Origin of the sequence: Streptomyces shaanxiensis, assembly GCF_039537145.1 — a bacterium.
Classification (GTDB): Bacteria; Actinomycetota; Actinomycetes; order Streptomycetales; family Streptomycetaceae; genus Streptomyces; species Streptomyces shaanxiensis.
Window position 1 is genome coordinate 175,484 of record NZ_BAAAZY010000007.1, and the last position, 15,820, is coordinate 191,303.

Consider the following 15,820-nt stretch of genomic DNA (forward strand, 5'->3'; position numbering starts at 1 on the left):
GGCTCTCCTCGCCGTTCAGCCGTTCGTCCTGCCGCTGTCGGGGGCGGTGCCGCTCAACAGCATGCCCCTGCGGACGCCCCCGCATGGGCCGTCCGGGGCATCTGTGACGGCATCTGTGACGGCAACTCCCCCTTGTTGCCGTTGAGTCGAACAGGTACACCTCGCCGTACCGATCTTTGGAAGCCGGAGGAGGTACGCGTGCGCACCACGAGAACCGTTCCTGCGAGACCTGTCCTGTTCACCGCCCTCGCCCTCACCACGGCGGGCTCCCTGCTGCTCACCCCGCAGACCGCCGTCGCCGACCCCCCACACCCCGAACCCCCGCACCGCGAGGCCGCGCTCGACCGGCACGCGGCGCGGACGCCCACGAGCGCCGCCCAGCGGGCCCTGGCCACCGCCGAGGCCGGCTCCGAGGCGATCGCCGACGACAGCCGCGGCTATCCCCGCCGCCAGGTCCTCACCCCCGACCCCGAGAACCCGGCCGACAAGTCGATCAAGCTGGGCCTCACCCCGTACCACGCCGTCGCACCGAAGCTGAACGCCCTGCAGGCCCTCGGCGACCGGGTGAGCGTCGAGGTCGCCGGCCGCTCGGCCGGCGGGCACCGGCTCTACCTCGTCACCGTCACCGCCCCGGAGAGCGCCCGCCAGACCCGCGCCCAGGCGCGGATGCGCGAGCTCATCGAGAGCGCTCCCGCGCTCGCCGCCAAGTCCCCCGAGATCAGGAAGACCTACAAGGCGCCGGTCTTCGTCAACAACAACATCCACGGCAACGAGTGGGAGGGCACCGACGCCTCCCTCAGGGCCATCGAGCGCCTCGCCACCGCCACGGACGGCCGGACGCGCGACCTGCTCGCCCACAGCCGGCTCTACTTCAACATCACGGCCAACCCGGACGGCCGTATCGCGGGCACGCGCACCAACGCGAACGGCTTCGACATGAACCGGGACTTCGTCACCGCCACGCAGCCCGAGGTGCGGGCGATGCGGCAGATCATGGTCGACAAGCAGCCGGCCGTCATGCTCGACCTGCACGGCTACGTCAACGGCACCCTCATCGAGCCCACCACTCCCCCGCACGGCGAGAACTACGAGTACGACCTGTTCCTGAAGAACACCTACGCCAACGCCCTCGGCATGGAGGCCGCCGTCAACGGCCTCGGCTACACACCCGGGAAGGACGGCGTCGAGCCCGCGCAGATACCGTTCCGCGACCAGGAGGAGGGCTGGGACGACTGGCCGCCGATCTTCACCCCGCAGTACGCGGCCTTCCACGGCACGGTCGCCGCGCACACGGTGGAGATCCCGATGGCGGTGAACAACGAGGAGTACGACACCCTGCCGACCGCCGAGCTGCGCCGCCGGTCCGCGATCAACGTCGACGTCGCCGGGGCCGCCCTGCGCGCCACTTTCGACTTCGTACAGGCGAGGCGCGCCTCGCTGGTCGCCGACCAGATCGAGGTCTTCCGGCGGGGTGCAGCGGGCGCCGCGCAGGTGCCGGTGTCCGAGGAGACCGTCCCGGGCGTCCCCGGCATCGGCCCCGAGGACGTGTACACGACCAGCTTCCCCCGCGCCTACGTCATCCCGGCCGGCACCGGCACCCAGCGCTCGGCGACCGCCGCCGCCCGCCTCGTCGACCACCTCCTCGCCAATGACGTACGCGTCACCCGCGCGGCCCACGCCTTCCGGCTCGGCGGGACGACGTACGCCAAGGGCTCCTACGTCGTCGACATGCGCCAGCCCAAGCGCGGGCTCGCGAATGTGCTCCTCGCGGACGGGCGGGACATCAGCGACAAGGTGTCGGCGATGTACGACATCTCGGGCTGGAGCCTCGGCCGGCTGTGGGGCGCGTCCGTCGGAACCCTGCCGGGGGTGCCGTACGGCGTACTGCGCCCCGTCCGTGCGGCGGCTCCCGCCGCCTATGTCGCCCCGCGCGGCGACCTGCGGCTGCGGCTCGACGACCCGAACGAGATCGCGGCCCTCAACTCCCTGCTCAGGCAAGGCATTTCGGTACGGCAGGCCGCCGACGGCAGTGCGATCGTGCCGGGCTCGGCGCGACGGCAGGCCGCACAGGCCGCCCGTACGTACGACGTCGCCTTCCACGCGACGAAGCTCTCCGGCACCACCCCGCTCCACCGCACCCGCGTCGCCGCCGCCGTCACGCCGGGCGAGCTGTTCGCGCTGCGGGAGATGGGCTTCGAGGTCACGCCGGTCTCGACGGACGTGCTGAACGCCGGGTTCGACTGGTCGTCGGTGGACGCCCTGTTCGTGTCGGCGGGCCTCGACCACGACGACCTGACCCCCGGCGCCCGTACGGCCCTCGACGCCTTCCTCGACGGACACGGCCTCGTCGGGCGCGGTGCCGGCGGTGCCGCGCTCGGCTCGGCGACCGGGCTGCTGGCCGCGAAGCCGGTCGAGGGCAACGGGGACGCCAACGGCGTGGTGCGGGTCGTGAACTCCCGTGGCGCCCTGATGTCCGGTGCCCCGGACCACGGCTTCGTGTACGCGCCCGTGTGGTTCACGGACCTCGGGCCGCAGGTCCGGGTGGAGCAGTCGTACGCGACCGGGAACCCGCTCGTCTCCGGGCACTGGCGGGAGTCGGAGGACGGCTCCGGCGGCCCGGCGGACGCGGCCGGACGGGCCTCGGTGATCAGTGGCCCGCACGCGGTGCTCTTCGGTACCGAACCACTCTTCCGGGACCACCCGAAGGGGGAATTCGCGCAGGTGGGGCGGGCATTGTTCAGCATGGCAGTCGCAAGCGGCTCAGACTGAGGAGAGCGGATGACGCAAGGGATCCACGGCACCGTCGCGGACGGCTTCGAGGCGGTGCGCGAGGAGTTCGCCTCGTTCGTGGCGGGGGAACTCCCCGACTACGAGGGCCAGTTGTGCGCCTACGTGCACGGCCGGAAGGTCGTCGACCTGTGGACCGGTGACGGCTGCGAGGCCGACTCCCTCTACGGCGTGTTCTCGTCCACCAAGGGCGCCGCTCACCTGGTGGTCGCGCTTCTCGTGCAGGAGGGCACGCTGGAGCTGGACCGCAAAGTGACGTACTACTGGCCCGAGTTCGGCGTGGAGGGCAAGGGCGGCCTGACGCTGCGCGACCTGCTCGCGCACCGTGCGGGGCTGGTCGGCATCGACGCCGGGTTCACCGAGGACGAGCTGGCCGACGACCAGGCCATCGCCGAACGCCTCGCGGACCAGCGGCCGTTCTGGCGCCCCGGCACGGCCTTCGGCTACCACGCGCTCGTCATCGGCGCGCTCACCGGGGAGGTCGTACGCCGTGCCACCGGCCGAACGCTCCAGGAGATCTACGAGGAGCGGGTACGCGCGCCGTACGGCCTCGACTTCCACCTCGGTCTGCCCGAGGACCTGGAGCCCCGCTTCCGTTCCGTGCGGCCGATGGCCCCGACACCGGAGCAGCAGGCCGTACTGGACGCGGTGCCGACGGGTCCGCACACCCTGGCGTCGATCGCGTACAACGCCCATGTGCCGAATCCGGGCGAGCTGGTGGACTACCCCAACTCCCGCGCGGTGCGGGCGAAGGGGCCCGCGTCGGCGGGCGGGGTCGCGGCGGCGCGCGGGCTGGCCGGAATGTACGCGGCGGCGATCAGCGAGGTGGACGGCCGCCCGCCGCTCCTGAAGCCGGACACCGTCGCCGAGGTCGGCCAGATCCACTCGACCGGCTACGACCTGGTGGCCCGCGCGCACAGGTCCTTCGGCCTCGGCTTCCAGGCACTCGCCGACACGTTGTACCCGTTCCTGGGCGCCGGCACCTTCGGCCACAGCGGAGCAGGCGGCTCCCAGGCCTTCGCGGACCCCCGCAGCGGCCTGGCCTACGGCTACACCCGCCGCCGCTGCGCCTTCCCGGGAGGAGCGGCACCGGAGAACGAACGGCTGGTGAGGGCGGTACATCGGGCGGCGCTGGCGAGCTGACGGCCAACAACATCCAACGGCGACGGCCCACCAACCTCACTGGGCCAACGACACCGGCATAGGGCGCCCCGCAGGCGACCGAGCCATCAACACAGAGGCCGCACCCCACGTCCAGGGGTGCGGCCTCCGTCATACGCAACGAGCGGTGTCAGACCAGCGTCACGCTGATGTTGCCGCGCGTCGCCTTCGAGTACGGGCAGACCTGGTGGGCCTTCTCAAGAAGGTCGCGCGCGGTCTGCGCGTCGACGTTCGGGATGTCCGCCGAGATCTCGACGATGATCCCGAACCCGTCGTCGTTCTTGCCGATGCCGACCTTCGCGGTCACCGTCGAGCCGGAGATGTCGGCCTTCTCCTGGCGGGCGACGACGCCCAGGGCGCCCTGGAAGCAGGCGCTGTAGCCGGCGGCGAACAGCTGCTCGGGGTTGGTGCCGGCGCCGCTGCCGCCCATCTCCTTGGGCGGGTTGACGACGACGTCGAGCTTGCCGTCTTCGGTGGCGACACGGCCGTCGCGGCCGTTCTCGGCGGTGGCGGTGGCCGTGTACAGGACGTCGGTCTGCTGGATGGACATGCGGTGTCTTCTCCTCCTCGGTCCGCCGCGACTCGCGCCCACGATCGACGACGGTTTCGGAAAGAAGTTACCGCATACCGGAAAGTCGTAGTAGGCGTCCGAGGATGTCAGAGCTTGACGATCATCTTTCCGGTGTTGTCGCCGCGCAGGACCCCGAGGAACGCCTCCAGGTTGTTCTCGATGCCCTCGACGACCGTCTCGCGGTACTTGAGCCGGCCCGAGGCGACCCAGGGGCCGACCTCCTGGACGAACTGCGGCTGAAGGTCGTAGTGGTCGCCGACCAGGAGGCCCTCGACGCGGCCGCGGGTCGCGATGAGGCGGGCGAGGTTCTTCGGGCCGGGGGCGGGCTCGGTGTTGTTGTAGACCGAGATCATGCCGCAGATGGCGATCCGGCCATGGACGTTGAGCTGCCCGATCGCCGCCTCCAGGTGGTCACCGCCGACGTTGTCGAAGTAGACGTCGACGCCGTCGGGTGCGGCCTCGCGCAGTTGCTCGCTCACCGACCCGTTCTTGTAGTTGAACGCGGCGTCGAAGCCGTACTCCTCCACCAGGAGCTTGACCTTCTCGTCGGACCCGGCGGAGCCGATGACCCGCGAGGCGCCCTTGAGCTTGGCGATCTGGCCGACCTGGCTGCCCACGGCACCCGCGGCACCGGAGACGAAGACGGAGTCACCCTCCTTGAAGGAGGCGGTGCGCAGGAGGCCGGCGTAGGCGGTGAGGCCAGTCATGCCGAGCACACCGAGGTACGTGGAGAGGGGCGCCGCCTGCGGGTCCACCTTCACGGCGGTCTTGGCGTCCACCGCGGCGAACTCGCGCCAGCCGAAGAAGTGCAGGACGTGGTCGCCGACGGCGATGCCCTCGGCGTTGGACTCGACGACCTCACCCACGGCGCCGCCCTGCATGACCTTGCCGAGCTCGAAGGGGGCGACGTAGGACTTGGCGTCCGACATCCGGCCGCGCATGTACGGGTCGACGGAGAGGTACTTGTTCCGGACGAGCACCTGGCCCTCGCCGGGCGTCGGCATCTCGGCCTCGACCAGGGCGAAGTCCTCGTCCTTGGGCCAGCCGACGGGGCGGGAGAGGAGGTGCCATTCGCGGTTGCTCATGGGGGGGTGCGCCTTTCCGGTTCACGCTTCGCGGCGTGGATTTTTACTTCAGTACCTGAAACAACCATGCTCCTGAATATTTCAGGATGTCAAGTAACGGGGTTACCCTGAGAGCATGGCCACTCCACAGAAGACCCACCGCCCCGACGAGCTGACCCTCGAAGTCGTCGACCTGATCGGCGCGGTCGTGGCCCGCTACCACGAGGAGTACGACGAGGCCGCCGCCGAGCACGCCCTCACCGGCGCGCAGGCGCGGCTGCTGAGCCTGCTGTCGCTGGAGCCGCTGCCGATGCGGAAGCTGGCGCAGAAGCTGCGGTGCGAGCCGTCCAACGTGACCGGCATCGTGGACCGGCTGGAGTCCCGGGGCCTGGTGGAGCGTCGCCCGGACCCGGCGGACCGCCGGGTGAAGCTCGCCGCGGCCACCCAGGAGGGCCGCCAGGTGGCACGCAGCCTGCGGGACTCCCTGCGTTTCGCCAAGGAGCCCCTCGCCGGGCTCTCCGAGGGGGAGCGGCAGGCGCTGCGGGATCTGCTGCGGCGGATGCTGGGTGTGGACGCGGGTCCTGTCTGACGCAGGCCCTGAGGGGCTGAAGCGTCACTTGCGGGCTTCCTGGTCCGAGGCGAGGATCGGAGCGTGGGTGTGCTGTGTTTTCCCGGGGACGGTGTCGACGGGCGGCTACCGCCGCGCGGCCCCCGGACCACCCCGCTCGGGCATCCATAAGGTCTGTGATGGGCGTGATGTCGTACTCCGTAGGAGAGGGCCACGGCGATCCCAGCATGACGGCGCTGGCTCCGAACGGCGATCCGGTGCTCGCCGCACGGCTCACCGTGCCGGCCGTCCCCGGGACCTTCGTGCGCAGACAACGGCTCGTCGAGCAACTGGCCGAGGGCGCGCGCACTCCGCTGACGCTGGTCAACGGCCCCGCGGGGGCGGGCAAGACGCTGCTGGTCGCCGACTGGATCGCGGCCTGTGAGCCGGGGGACGTCGCCTGGCTGACCGTGGAGCCGGAGGACAGCGCGCCCGGCGTCTTCTGGGCGTACGTCCTGCACGCCTTCCGGCACCATGGGGTCGCCCTGCCCGAGTACATCGGCAGCCCGGCCCGCCCCGGCGAGGTGGACCACTCGCTGCTGGCCCGGCTCGCGGCCTGGCTGAACGGGCGGGACTCCCGGGTGGTCCTCGTCCTGGACGAGTTCGACCGGGTGGCCGACTGTGCCGAGGTGGCCGACGGGCTCCAGTTCGTGCTGCGGCACGCCGGTGCGGGACTGCGCCTGGTGGTCATCAGCCGTACGGAGCCGCTGCTGCCGCTGTACCGCTATCGGGCCGCCGGTGAACTCGTCGACATCCGCGCCGACGACCTGGCCTTCCGCGCCGAGGAGACCGCCGCCCTGGTCGACCGGCACGGGCTGCCGCTGTCCGCCGAGGCCGCGCGGGTGCTGACCGAACGCACCGGGGGCTGGGCGGCGGGGCTGCGGCTGTGCACCCTGGCCGCGCAGCGGGCCGATGATCCCGAGAGCTTCCTGAAGGAGTTCGAGCCCGGGCACAGCACGGTGGCCGACTTCCTGCTCGGCGAGGTGTTGCGCGCCCACCCCGCCGAGACCCAGGACCTGCTGCTGCGCACCAGCATCCTGGAGGAGACCCACCCCGATCTGGCCAACGCCCTCACCGGGCGGGACGACGCGGAGCCGATCCTGGAGGAGCTGCAGCGGGCGAACGCTTTCGTCGAGCCCATCGGGCATTCGTGGTACCGGCTGCACCCGCTCTTCGCCGAGATCCTGCGCGTGCACCTGGGCGTGCGCCACCCCGGCCTGGAGCCCGAGCTGCACCGTACGGCCGCCAGGTGGCTGATCCGGGCGGGGCTGCTCGACGAGGCCCTGCCGCACGCGGCGGACGCGGGTGACTGGGGGCTGGCCGCCGCCGAGTTCATCGACCGTCTGGCGATCGGCCGGCTGCTGACGGGGCTGGCCGCCGAGCGGCTGGACGGTCTGTTCGCCAGGATGGCGCCGGAGGTGTCCGGGCCCGCCCCCGACCTGGTGCGCGCGGCGCGCGAGCTGGCCCACCACGACGTCGACCGCGGGGTGGCCTATCTGCAGCGGGCGGAGGAGAACCTGCCGGACGGGGACGGTGGCGACGCGGCGGCCGTGCGGTTGAGCTGTGCGGTGCTGCGGGTGCTGGCCGCCCGGGTGGCGGGCTCCGCGGACATGGCCGAGTCGGCGGCGCGGGCCGTCGCGGAGGAGGAGCGCTCGCTGCCCGCCAACCGGCTGGAGCAGTGTCCGGAGCTGACGGCCCTCATGCTCACCGACCTCGGCTCGGCCCAACTGTGGGCGGGCCGCTTCGATGCCGCCCGCTCGACGCTGTCCGACGCCGTCCGGGCCGCCCAGGGCCCCGCGACGGCCTTCCCCCGGCACGAGGCGCTGAGCCGACTGGCGCTGATCGACTTCCTGTACGGCCTGCCCGGCCGGGCCGAGTCGCACGCCCGGGGCGCGATCGCCGAGGCGGAGCACTCGGGGCTGGCGGTGTCCGACCGGACCGGGATGGCCCAGCTGGTGCTGGCCGCCGTGGCGATCGACCGGGACGATCTGACGGCCGCGCGGGAGCACCTCGACCGGGCGGCCGCCACCTCCGCCACCCCCGCCGCCTGCCGCGATCCGATCGTGGCCGTGGAGCTGGCGATCCTGCGTTCCCGGCTGCTCTCCGCGCGAGGGGACTCCCGGGCGGCGCTCCTGGCCCTCGACGACCTGGCGTGCCGGCCTCTGGTCTCCGCCGAGCCCTCCCCGTGGGTGAGCGACCGCATCGCCATGGCCATGGCCGCGGCACTGCTGGCCGACGGCGATCCGCAGGCCGCGGTGAAGGTCTTCGAGGAACAGCCGGCGCACGGCCCGGAGAGCCTGGTGGCCGAGGCACGGGCGCGGGCGGCCGCGGGTGAGAGCGAACGGGCGCTGCGGATCCTCGATGCCCTCCCCGACCACCGCAAGCGGGGACCGGTCATCGACGTGTGGGTCCTGCTGACCCGCGCACAGGCCGTCGACGCGCTCGGCGACTCCGCCGCCGCGGAGAGCCTGCTCCTGAAGGCCCTCGCGGCGGCCCGCCCGCATCATCTGCGGCGGCCGTTCCTGGAGGCGGGGCCGTGGGTCCGGCGGCTGCTGCTGCACCGGCCCGTGCTCGCCCGGGAGCACGCCTGGCTGACCGGCGCCCTCTCACGGCGGCCTGTCGACGCGCGGCCGTGGGAGGAGTCGCCGAGCCCTCGCCCGGAGCCGCTCAGCGCGCGGGAGCAGGACGTCCTGGAGCGGCTGGCCCAGCTCATGTCCACCGAGGAGATCGCCGCCGATCTGCACCTGTCGGTCAACACGGTGAAGACCCACCTCAAGAGCATCTACCGCAAGCTCGCCGCCACCCGGCGCGGCGAGGCGGTCCGCCGGGCCCGCGAACTCGGGCTGCTCTGAGCCGCGTCCACGCGGACCTGGGATCGCACCTCGCCGGGGGCCCGGGCCTGTCACCTCGCGAGGGTGATGCCACCGGTCCCCCGGCCCCGCAGCATGGGGACATGCTCTACGAGATCCGCGTCGACGGGCAGATGTCGAACGAGCTGACCACGGCGTTCCCCGAGTTGGACAGCTTCGTCGTCCCTCGTCAGACCCTGCTGTACGGCCAGGTCAACGACGAGGCGCATCTGTACGGCCTGTTGATTCGGTTCCAGTCCCTGGGCCTGCATGTGGTGGAGTTCCGTCAGCTTCCGGAATGACTTCCGGAGTGACGCTCAGCCCGCGAGCACCTTCGCCTTGGCCCGCTCGTACTCGGCGTCGGTGATGTCGCCGTGGTCGTGCAGCCCGGCGAGTTTGGTCAGTTCGTCCGCGTGGGTGGGCCCGGTCGGCGGGGCCTCGGCGGCCGCTTCCTGGACGTAGGAGCGGAACTCCTCCTCCTGCCGCCGCATCTGGCGCACGTCGCGTTCGCCCATGCCGCGGCCGCGGGCGATCAGGTAGACGAAGACGCCGAGGAACGGCAGCACACAGACGAAGACCGTCCAGCCCGCCTTGGCCCACCCGCTCAGCTTGTGGTCCCGGAAGATGTCGCCGAAGACTCGGAACAGCATCACGAACCAGATGACCCACAGGAAGAACCACAGCATCGTCAGGAATGCGTTGAGCAGCGGATAGTCGTCCACTGTTGCCTCCACATGCCGGCCGCCGTGGCGCCACGGCGGCACTCGGAGCCTGATGAGGTCCACGCTGCGCCCGCCGGGCGGGGAGGGCATCACCCGGAACGGGTGGGGTGTGCGCCGTGGGCCGAGGCCGCGGCCGGGCGAGGATCAGCACGCGGTCCGGCGAGGATCAGGACGTGCTCAGGCGAGGATCAGCACGATGAAGAGCACGCAGACCACGATGTTGATCAGCCAGCTGTGGGTGTTCATCCAGTCCCGCACATGCGGCATGGCGGCGGTCGCCCTGTGATGGAACAGCAGCAGGGCCAGCAGCGGAAGCGCGGCGATGAGCACGGTCGCCGCGATGAACGGCAACGCCTCGGCGAAGTTCGCGTCCGCCTGCGCCAGGTTGGTGCCCACCGTCAGCATGACGAGGATGTCCGACGGCATCAGCAGGATGACGAGCAGCCCGACCTTGAAGGCTTTCCTGGCGTCCGCCGACATGAGCGCGCCCAGCCATTTCGGTGGCTGGATGGTTTCCCGCCGGACCCAGTTCTTGATCGCGCCCGCCGCGAGGAGGCCGACCAGCACATACTGGATGATCTTGCCGGTCGACCCGGAGTCGTCGGGATCGCCCAGGTCCAGCAGTGAGGCGAGGCCCATCATGATCGCGGTGCCGACGGTGGCGGCGACGGCGACACCGGTGAGGAAGCCGAGCGACACCCGGACGGCCCGCGGGGTCGTGACGAAGATGATGGCCGACATGATCTGCGGGCCGAGCATCATGGTCACGGCCAGGGGCAGGACGTTCAGTCCGTTCACGGCGGCACCCGCGTCAGGACGTCAGGACCTTGGACTTGGCCTGTTCGTACTCGCTGTCGGAGATGGCGCCCTTGTCGTGCAGGGCGGCCAGCTTGCCCAATTCGTCCGCCTTGGCACCCGGCGGCTTCGCGGCCGGTGCGGCGGCCTCCTGGACGTAGGCGCGGAACGCCCGCTCACGGTCGCGGGCCTGGCGCAGCTCGCGCTCGCCCATGCCGCGCCCGCGGGCGATCAGGTAGACGAAGACGCCGAGGAACGGCAGCACGCACACCATCAGCGTCCAGCCCGCCTTCCCCCAGCCGCTGAGCGTGTCGTCACGGAAGATGTCCACGACCACACGGACCAGCAGCATGATCCACATGACCCACAGGAAGAACCAGAGCATCGTGAGGAAGACGTCGAGCAGGGGGTAGTCCATGGTCGCCTCCGTCGGCCGACTGCCGCGATCACTGCGCGGCTCGTGGAGTCCCGAGACCTTCACCGTGCGCCGGGCCGTTCCGTCCGGCATCACCCCTCACGGGTGGCCCGCGCCATCTCGACCCGGCCGCCGGCCGCGAGCAGCGCCAGGACCGCCAGGGCGGCGAGCAGGACGAGCGCGAACACCAGGATCGTGACCGTGGTAGGGCGGTTCCAGACCGCGAAGACGAAGGCCAGGATCGCCAGGGCCGACAGGGCGATCGAGCTTCGGTAGGTCTGTGCCCACACGCCCGCCCGTCCGGCCCGGACCTCGTGCCCGTCGGCCCAGACGGCGACCTTGTCCGCGGTGCGGTCACAGGCGCGGCGGATCGCCACCGGGAGCCGGCCGGGGCCGATCAGATAGGCGCCGAGCGCGACCACGACGCCGAGCACGATCGTCGTGACCAGGGCGTACTTGAGGAAGCGCAGCAGCGTGTCGAAGACGGCCGCCGCGGCCGCGTCCGACTGTACGGCGGCCGGGAGATGGTCCAGGTAGAAGCGGCGTACGACGACCAGGGCGATGACCACCACCAGGCAGGCGAAGGCGGCGCCCAGCGCGGTGCGGACCAGGGCGCGCCGCCGCCGGCGGGCCAGCAGCACGCCGGCCACGCCGATCAGGACGGTGAGGACGGGCAGCCAGTAGCCGACCTCGTCCAGCAGGTGCGCACCCTCGCGGATCTTCTCCAGTTCCTCGGACTGGAACAGCACCAGCTGCTTGTCGACGTCGGGGATGTTCGCCGCGGGCGACAGCCCCGCGTCGACGAGCTCCTGTTTCACCTGCTCGACGACCGTGCCGACATCGAGGGTGACCGTGCCGCCCTCTACCCCGACCGCGCCCCGGCCCTCACCGGTGAGGGCGTGCACGACGGCGTTGTGGGCCCGTTCGTTGGCGTTGGTCCACACGGTGGCGAAGGCGTCGCTGTGCACGATCCGCGTGACGACCTTGTTCACCGCGCCGTCCACGGCCGAGTCGATCTGCGGCCCGAGCCCCCGTACGGCGGCGGTGGCCCGGGGCGGCAGGCCCTGGGAACTCAGCCAGCCGGCGAGCTCCGCGGCGGCCTGGTCGCCGTCGATACGGACGTCCACGGCCTCCGAGATCCGGTGGACGGCCGCGTCCTGGATGGCCGGCTCGGTGGCCAGCGGGGCGACCGTGGACACGTACCGGTCGGTGTCGAGCGCGATGTCGTGCACCCACACCGTGATCAGTGCGACCGGCACGAGGACGCAGGTGACCACGATCAGCACCGCGGAGGCCGTGGCCCGGGCGATGCGGCCGGGCGCGGAGGGCTTGTGCGCGGCGCTCATGCGGACTCCAGGTCTGCCAGGGGCCCCTCCCTACCCCTCCATTGCGTCCGCGCACCGCCGTAAGGGCACGTCGAGCGGGCCCATACGGGCGAGCGGCCCTCGGCTAACCGAGTGGGTCCCGCTTCACCACGCACAGCGCCCAGATGATGAACGCGTACAGCGCGATCAGGGTCAGCGACCAGACCGGGTAGTACGGGATGGACAGGAAGTTGGCGATGAGCAACAGTGCCGCGATGCCCACGCCGACGACCCTCGCCCACGTCTTCGCCGCGAACAGGCCGAAGCTCACGACCACGGCGATCGCCCCGAACAGCAGCTGGATCCAGCCCCAGCTGGTCAGGTCGAACTTGAAGACGTAGTTGGGCGTGGAGACGTAGACATCGTCCTCGGCGATCGCCATGATCCCCCGGAAGACGTCGAGGATCCCGGCGATGAACAGCATCACTCCGGCGAACAGCGTCAGGCCGGTGGCGGCTGCAGGCGCCCCCTCTCGATGCTGGGGACGAGCGCTGGTGGCCATGGCCGGCCTCCTTTCCTCACCGGGCTGCGTCGCGCAGCCGTACACCACCGAGCTTGATCCCCGAGGGCCGCGCCCGTCGTCACCCCGGAAGGGTGAGGTCGCGCCGACCGCCTTTCTGTTGCCATGGAGCCCGGGAACTTGGGCGCCAGCCCGAGGAGGTCGGCGCGATGAGCGATGGTGCCTGGGCGGGACTGGCGGTGGCGGGTGTCACCGCCGCCTACGCCCTCGGCTCGCGCCGGCTGTCGGCCACGCCGGTCACCTCGGCGATCGTGTTCACGGGGAGCGGTGTTCTGATCGGTCCGGCCGTCCTGGACGTCGTCGACATCGAGCACTACGCCGCCCCGGTCACGGCGCTGATGGAGGCCGCCCTGACGCTGGTCCTGTTCACCGACGCCATGGCCGTCCGGCGTCGTGACCTGGTCTCGGGCGGCTTCCTGCCCGGTCGGCTGCTCGGCATCGGCCTCCCGCTGTGCATCGCCGCGGGCTGGCTGCTGGCGTGGCCGCTGCTGCCCGGGCTGACCGTGTGGGAGCTGGCCCTGGTGGGTGCGATCCTCGCGCCGACCGACGCGGCCGTGGGGAAGACGGCCATGTCCGAGCCGTCCGTGCCGCCGCTCGTCCGCCACGGTCTCAACGCGGAGAGCGGTCTCAACGACGGCCTGATACTGCCGTTCTTCGTCGTCTTCGCCGCAGGCGTCCCCGGCACGTCCTACGCGCAGGAAGGCGTCGCGGGCACCTTCTGGCGCTCTCTGCTGCTCAGCACCGCCCTGGGGTGGCTGGCCGGCGACGTCGCCGGGCGGCTGCTGCGGGCGGCCCGGGCGCGCGGCTGGGTCGCCCGGAACTGGGGGCAGGTGTACGTGCTCGGCGTCGCCGTGGCGGCGTACGAACTGGCCGTCCTCACCGACGGCAGCGGCTTCATCGCGGCCTGGGTCGCCGGGTTCGCCTTCGGACAAGCCGCGCGCCGCCACCGGACCGGCGGCCGGCCGCAGGGCCCGGACCGTACACCCGAGTTCGCCGAGAACCTGGGCGCGCTGCTGGCGTCGATCAGCCTGATGGTCTTCGGGGCAGTGCTGCTCGGCCCGGCGCTGCAGCACCTGACCTGGGAGATCGTCCTGTACGCCGTGCTCAGCCTGACGGTCGTACGGATGATCCCCGTGGCCGTCGCCCTGGCCGGGAGCGGGCTGCGCCGGCCGACGGTCGCGTACATCGGCTGGTTCGGGCCGCGCGGCCTCGCCTCGATCGTCCTGGGGCTGCTCCTGGTCGAGGAACACGTACCGGGAACCGAGACGCTGGGCCGCGCGGTCGCCGTCACCGTCGCCCTCAGCATCCTGCTCCAGGGCATCACGGCCGTGGCGCTCGCCAAGCGGTACGGCCGCTGGTACGCACACGCCTCCGCCGCGGCCGGTGAACGTGGGCTGAGGGAGGGGACGTCCGTGCCGGAAGGGACCCGTGCCACGCCCTCGGGTCGGTCCAGGCGGTGACGGGCCCGCACAGCCGTGACGCTCGCATCCTCTGCCCCGGACGGGACCCCGTGTCACACCGTCGGGTCACGCCGTCAAGTCGGTCCGGGCGGTGACGCGGCCCTCGGACACGGCCTCGGTCAGTGCCCGGTGGTCGCGTTCGTTCTGGTCGGCGTAGGCCTGGGCGAAGTCCACCAGGGCGCGGTCGAAGGTGTCGCCGCGGCCGAGGTAGGCGGCGATGGCGATCGGGTCGCCCGAGCGGGCGTGTGCGCGGGCCAGGGAGGCGCCGCAGAGGCGGGCGAACAGGCCCAGGGTGCCGGGGTCCATGGTCTCGGGGCGGGCGATGCCCTTCCAGTCGCGCAACTGCCGTACGTAGAAGTCGCGTTCGCGGCCGTCGATGCCCGTGGCGTGCTTCCAGCCGAGGAAGATGTCGCTGGCGGCCTGCATGAGCCGTTGCCCGGTCACCACCCGCTCGCCCTGGTTGTCGAACTCGCTCGCGCCGCAGTAGGGGGCGAGGACCGAGTCGCCCGCCTCCTTGGCCTGCAGCAGGAGCGGGTCCTCGCCGTCGCGGCCGATCAGCAGCACGATCCAGCAACGGGTGCCGACGCTGCCGACCCCGACGACCTTGCGCGCCATGTCGGCCACGTGGAAGCGGCTCAGCAGGTGCCGCCGCTCCGACGTCAGGGTGTCGGCGTAGCCGGAGATCAGTTCCCGCAGGGTGTGTGCCAGTTCCTCGCCCTTCGTGCCGGGCAGCAGCTCCGTGAGAGGGGTGATCAAGGGGGGATCCGAGACGATCCGGTGCTCACCGTCCACCACGCGGGTCAGCTTCGCGGCCGCCTGCAGACTCGTGCGGCTCCGGGCCTTCTCCGACGCCCGCACGGCCCGCTTCTCGTCCCCCTCGCCCAGCGGCTCGGGCAGCAGCTCCGCGATCTGGTCGAAGTCGTCCCGTGCGTACCAGACGTCGAGGGTGCGCAGTCCGGCGAACTCCCACATCCGCTCCCGGTAGGACGCGACCGCGGCGCGCACCAGGGTGTCGCACTGCTTCGCCGGGAACCCGTTGGCCCGGCCGGCGATCACCAGGCTCGCGGCGAGCCGTTTGACGTCCCACTCGAACGGGCCCGGCAGGGTCTCGTCGAAGTCGTTGATGTCGAAGACGAGATGGCGTTCGGGGGAGGCGAGGAGCCGGAAGTTGAGCAGGTGCGCGTCGCCGCACAGCTGGGCGTACAGCCCGGTGTGCGTACTGGCGCCGAGGTCGGACGCCATGATCGCCGCGGCTCCCCGATAGAAGCGGAACGGCGATTCGAGCATCCGGCCGTACCGGACCGGGACCAGCTCGGACACGCGGGTGGCGGACTGCCGCTCGATGATGTCGACGGGGTCCGGCCGTTTCTCGTCGGGCCCGTAGGCGGCGTGGGCGGAGCGGGGCACACGCGCGCGTGCCTCCTTGCCGAGTGCCGCACGGTCGGCCGGGGAGAGTGCGCCGTTGTGCGTCGGGGAGAGCGGACCGTCGTGCATCGTGGCCATGA

The 15,820-nt window shown here is 71.8% G+C and carries 14 protein-coding genes; 6 read left to right on the forward strand and 8 right to left on the reverse strand.

All coding sequences use genetic code 11. From position 1 onward, the window contains the following. The first annotated feature begins 198 nt into the window (after positions 1 to 198). Both ABD932_RS09950 and ABD932_RS09955 read left to right on the forward strand, forming a co-directional pair. Complete coding sequence (locus ABD932_RS09950; protein WP_345010809.1) at positions 199 to 2,769, forward strand: M14 family zinc carboxypeptidase; 2,571 nt, start codon at positions 199 to 201, stop codon at positions 2,767 to 2,769. A gap of 9 nt (positions 2,770 to 2,778) precedes the next feature. Then, positions 2,779 to 3,930: a serine hydrolase domain-containing protein gene (locus tag ABD932_RS09955; RefSeq protein WP_345010811.1), complete on the forward strand. Its 1,152-nt coding sequence runs from the start codon at positions 2,779 to 2,781 to the stop codon at positions 3,928 to 3,930. 148 nt (positions 3,931 to 4,078) lie between these two features. Here ABD932_RS09955 and ABD932_RS09960 read toward each other — a convergent pair whose 3' ends face one another. Next, complete coding sequence (locus ABD932_RS09960; RefSeq protein WP_345010813.1) at positions 4,079 to 4,498, reverse strand: organic hydroperoxide resistance protein; 420 nt, start codon at positions 4,496 to 4,498, stop codon at positions 4,079 to 4,081. Between the two features lie 107 nt (positions 4,499 to 4,605). Further along, positions 4,606 to 5,604 (reverse strand): NADP-dependent oxidoreductase, encoded by a 999-nt coding sequence (locus tag ABD932_RS09965; protein ID WP_345010815.1) that lies wholly within the window; start codon positions 5,602 to 5,604, stop codon positions 4,606 to 4,608. 115 nt (positions 5,605 to 5,719) lie between these two features. Between ABD932_RS09965 and ABD932_RS09970 the strand changes: the two genes are divergently transcribed. The 3 genes from ABD932_RS09970 to ABD932_RS09980 all read left to right on the forward strand — a co-directional run bounded on the left by ABD932_RS09970 (position 5,720) and on the right by ABD932_RS09980 (position 9,341). Beyond that, positions 5,720 to 6,172 (forward strand): MarR family winged helix-turn-helix transcriptional regulator, encoded by a 453-nt coding sequence (locus ABD932_RS09970; protein ID WP_345010817.1) that lies wholly within the window; start codon positions 5,720 to 5,722, stop codon positions 6,170 to 6,172. A gap of 167 nt (positions 6,173 to 6,339) precedes the next feature. Continuing rightward, the gene (locus ABD932_RS09975; protein ID WP_345010819.1) at positions 6,340 to 9,042 is read left to right on the forward strand and encodes a winged helix-turn-helix domain-containing protein; all 2,703 of its coding nucleotides are present in this window, start codon (positions 6,340 to 6,342) and stop codon (positions 9,040 to 9,042) included. Between the two features lie 101 nt (positions 9,043 to 9,143). Then, positions 9,144 to 9,341, forward strand: a complete 198-nt coding sequence (locus tag ABD932_RS09980; RefSeq protein ID WP_250086262.1) for a hypothetical protein — start codon at positions 9,144 to 9,146, stop codon at positions 9,339 to 9,341. Between the two features lie 15 nt (positions 9,342 to 9,356). On the opposite strand, the gene ABD932_RS09985 is transcribed toward ABD932_RS09980, so the two are convergent. From ABD932_RS09985 to ABD932_RS10005, 5 genes are all read right to left on the reverse strand, one after another. After that, positions 9,357 to 9,761 carry an SHOCT domain-containing protein gene (locus ABD932_RS09985; protein ID WP_345010823.1) on the reverse strand — a complete coding sequence of 135 codons (405 nt, stop codon included), beginning with the start codon at positions 9,759 to 9,761 and terminating at the stop codon, positions 9,357 to 9,359. A 177-nt stretch (positions 9,762 to 9,938) separates the two neighbouring features. Next, positions 9,939 to 10,559 carry a GAP family protein gene (locus ABD932_RS09990; RefSeq protein ID WP_345010825.1) on the reverse strand — a complete coding sequence of 207 codons (621 nt, stop codon included), beginning with the start codon at positions 10,557 to 10,559 and terminating at the stop codon, positions 9,939 to 9,941. 13 nt (positions 10,560 to 10,572) lie between these two features. Next, a complete protein-coding gene (locus tag ABD932_RS09995) occupies positions 10,573 to 10,974 on the reverse strand; it encodes an SHOCT domain-containing protein (RefSeq protein ID WP_126391948.1) in 402 nt (133 codons plus the stop codon). Positions 10,975 to 11,063: 89 nt separating this feature from the next. Then, entirely contained in the window at positions 11,064 to 12,317 is a 1,254-nt protein-coding gene (locus tag ABD932_RS10000; protein WP_345010828.1) for a hypothetical protein, read from the reverse strand. 103 nt (positions 12,318 to 12,420) lie between these two features. Beyond that, positions 12,421 to 12,837 (reverse strand): DUF7144 family membrane protein, encoded by a 417-nt coding sequence (locus tag ABD932_RS10005; protein ID WP_345010830.1) that lies wholly within the window; start codon positions 12,835 to 12,837, stop codon positions 12,421 to 12,423. Positions 12,838 to 13,004: 167 nt separating this feature from the next. Here ABD932_RS10005 and ABD932_RS10010 point away from each other — a divergent pair, with 167 nt between their 5' ends. After that, positions 13,005 to 14,315: a cation:proton antiporter gene (locus ABD932_RS10010; protein ID WP_345010832.1), complete on the forward strand. Its 1,311-nt coding sequence runs from the start codon at positions 13,005 to 13,007 to the stop codon at positions 14,313 to 14,315. Between the two features lie 66 nt (positions 14,316 to 14,381). Here ABD932_RS10010 and ABD932_RS10015 read toward each other — a convergent pair whose 3' ends face one another. Beyond that, positions 14,382 to 15,818, reverse strand: coding sequence for a DUF2252 domain-containing protein (locus tag ABD932_RS10015; RefSeq protein WP_345010834.1), 1,437 nt, complete (start codon positions 15,816 to 15,818; stop codon positions 14,382 to 14,384). Positions 15,819 to 15,820: the final 2 nt, after the last annotated feature.

Bases quoted from the DNA above. Each gene is read 5' to 3' on its own strand.
- ABD932_RS09960 (WP_345010813.1), bottom strand. From the start codon at position 4,498: ATGTCCATCCAGCAGACCGACGTCCTGTACACGGCCACCGCCACCGCC.
- ABD932_RS09955 (WP_345010811.1), top strand. From the start codon at position 2,779: ATGACGCAAGGGATCCACGGCACCGTCGCGGACGGCTTCGAGGCGGTG.
- ABD932_RS09970 (WP_345010817.1), top strand. From the start codon at position 5,720: ATGGCCACTCCACAGAAGACCCACCGCCCCGACGAGCTGACCCTCGAA.
- ABD932_RS10015 (WP_345010834.1), bottom strand. From the start codon at position 15,818: ATGGCCACGATGCACGACGGTCCGCTCTCCCCGACGCACAACGGCGCA.
- ABD932_RS09965 (WP_345010815.1), bottom strand. From the start codon at position 5,604: ATGAGCAACCGCGAATGGCACCTCCTCTCCCGCCCCGTCGGCTGGCCC.
- ABD932_RS09995 (WP_126391948.1), bottom strand. From the start codon at position 10,974: ATGGACTACCCCCTGCTCGACGTCTTCCTCACGATGCTCTGGTTCTTC.
- ABD932_RS09980 (WP_250086262.1), top strand. From the start codon at position 9,144: ATGCTCTACGAGATCCGCGTCGACGGGCAGATGTCGAACGAGCTGACC.
- ABD932_RS09975 (WP_345010819.1), top strand. From the start codon at position 6,340: ATGTCGTACTCCGTAGGAGAGGGCCACGGCGATCCCAGCATGACGGCG.
- ABD932_RS10000 (WP_345010828.1), bottom strand. From the start codon at position 12,317: ATGAGCGCCGCGCACAAGCCCTCCGCGCCCGGCCGCATCGCCCGGGCC.
- ABD932_RS10005 (WP_345010830.1), bottom strand. From the start codon at position 12,837: ATGGCCACCAGCGCTCGTCCCCAGCATCGAGAGGGGGCGCCTGCAGCC.
- ABD932_RS10010 (WP_345010832.1), top strand. From the start codon at position 13,005: ATGAGCGATGGTGCCTGGGCGGGACTGGCGGTGGCGGGTGTCACCGCC.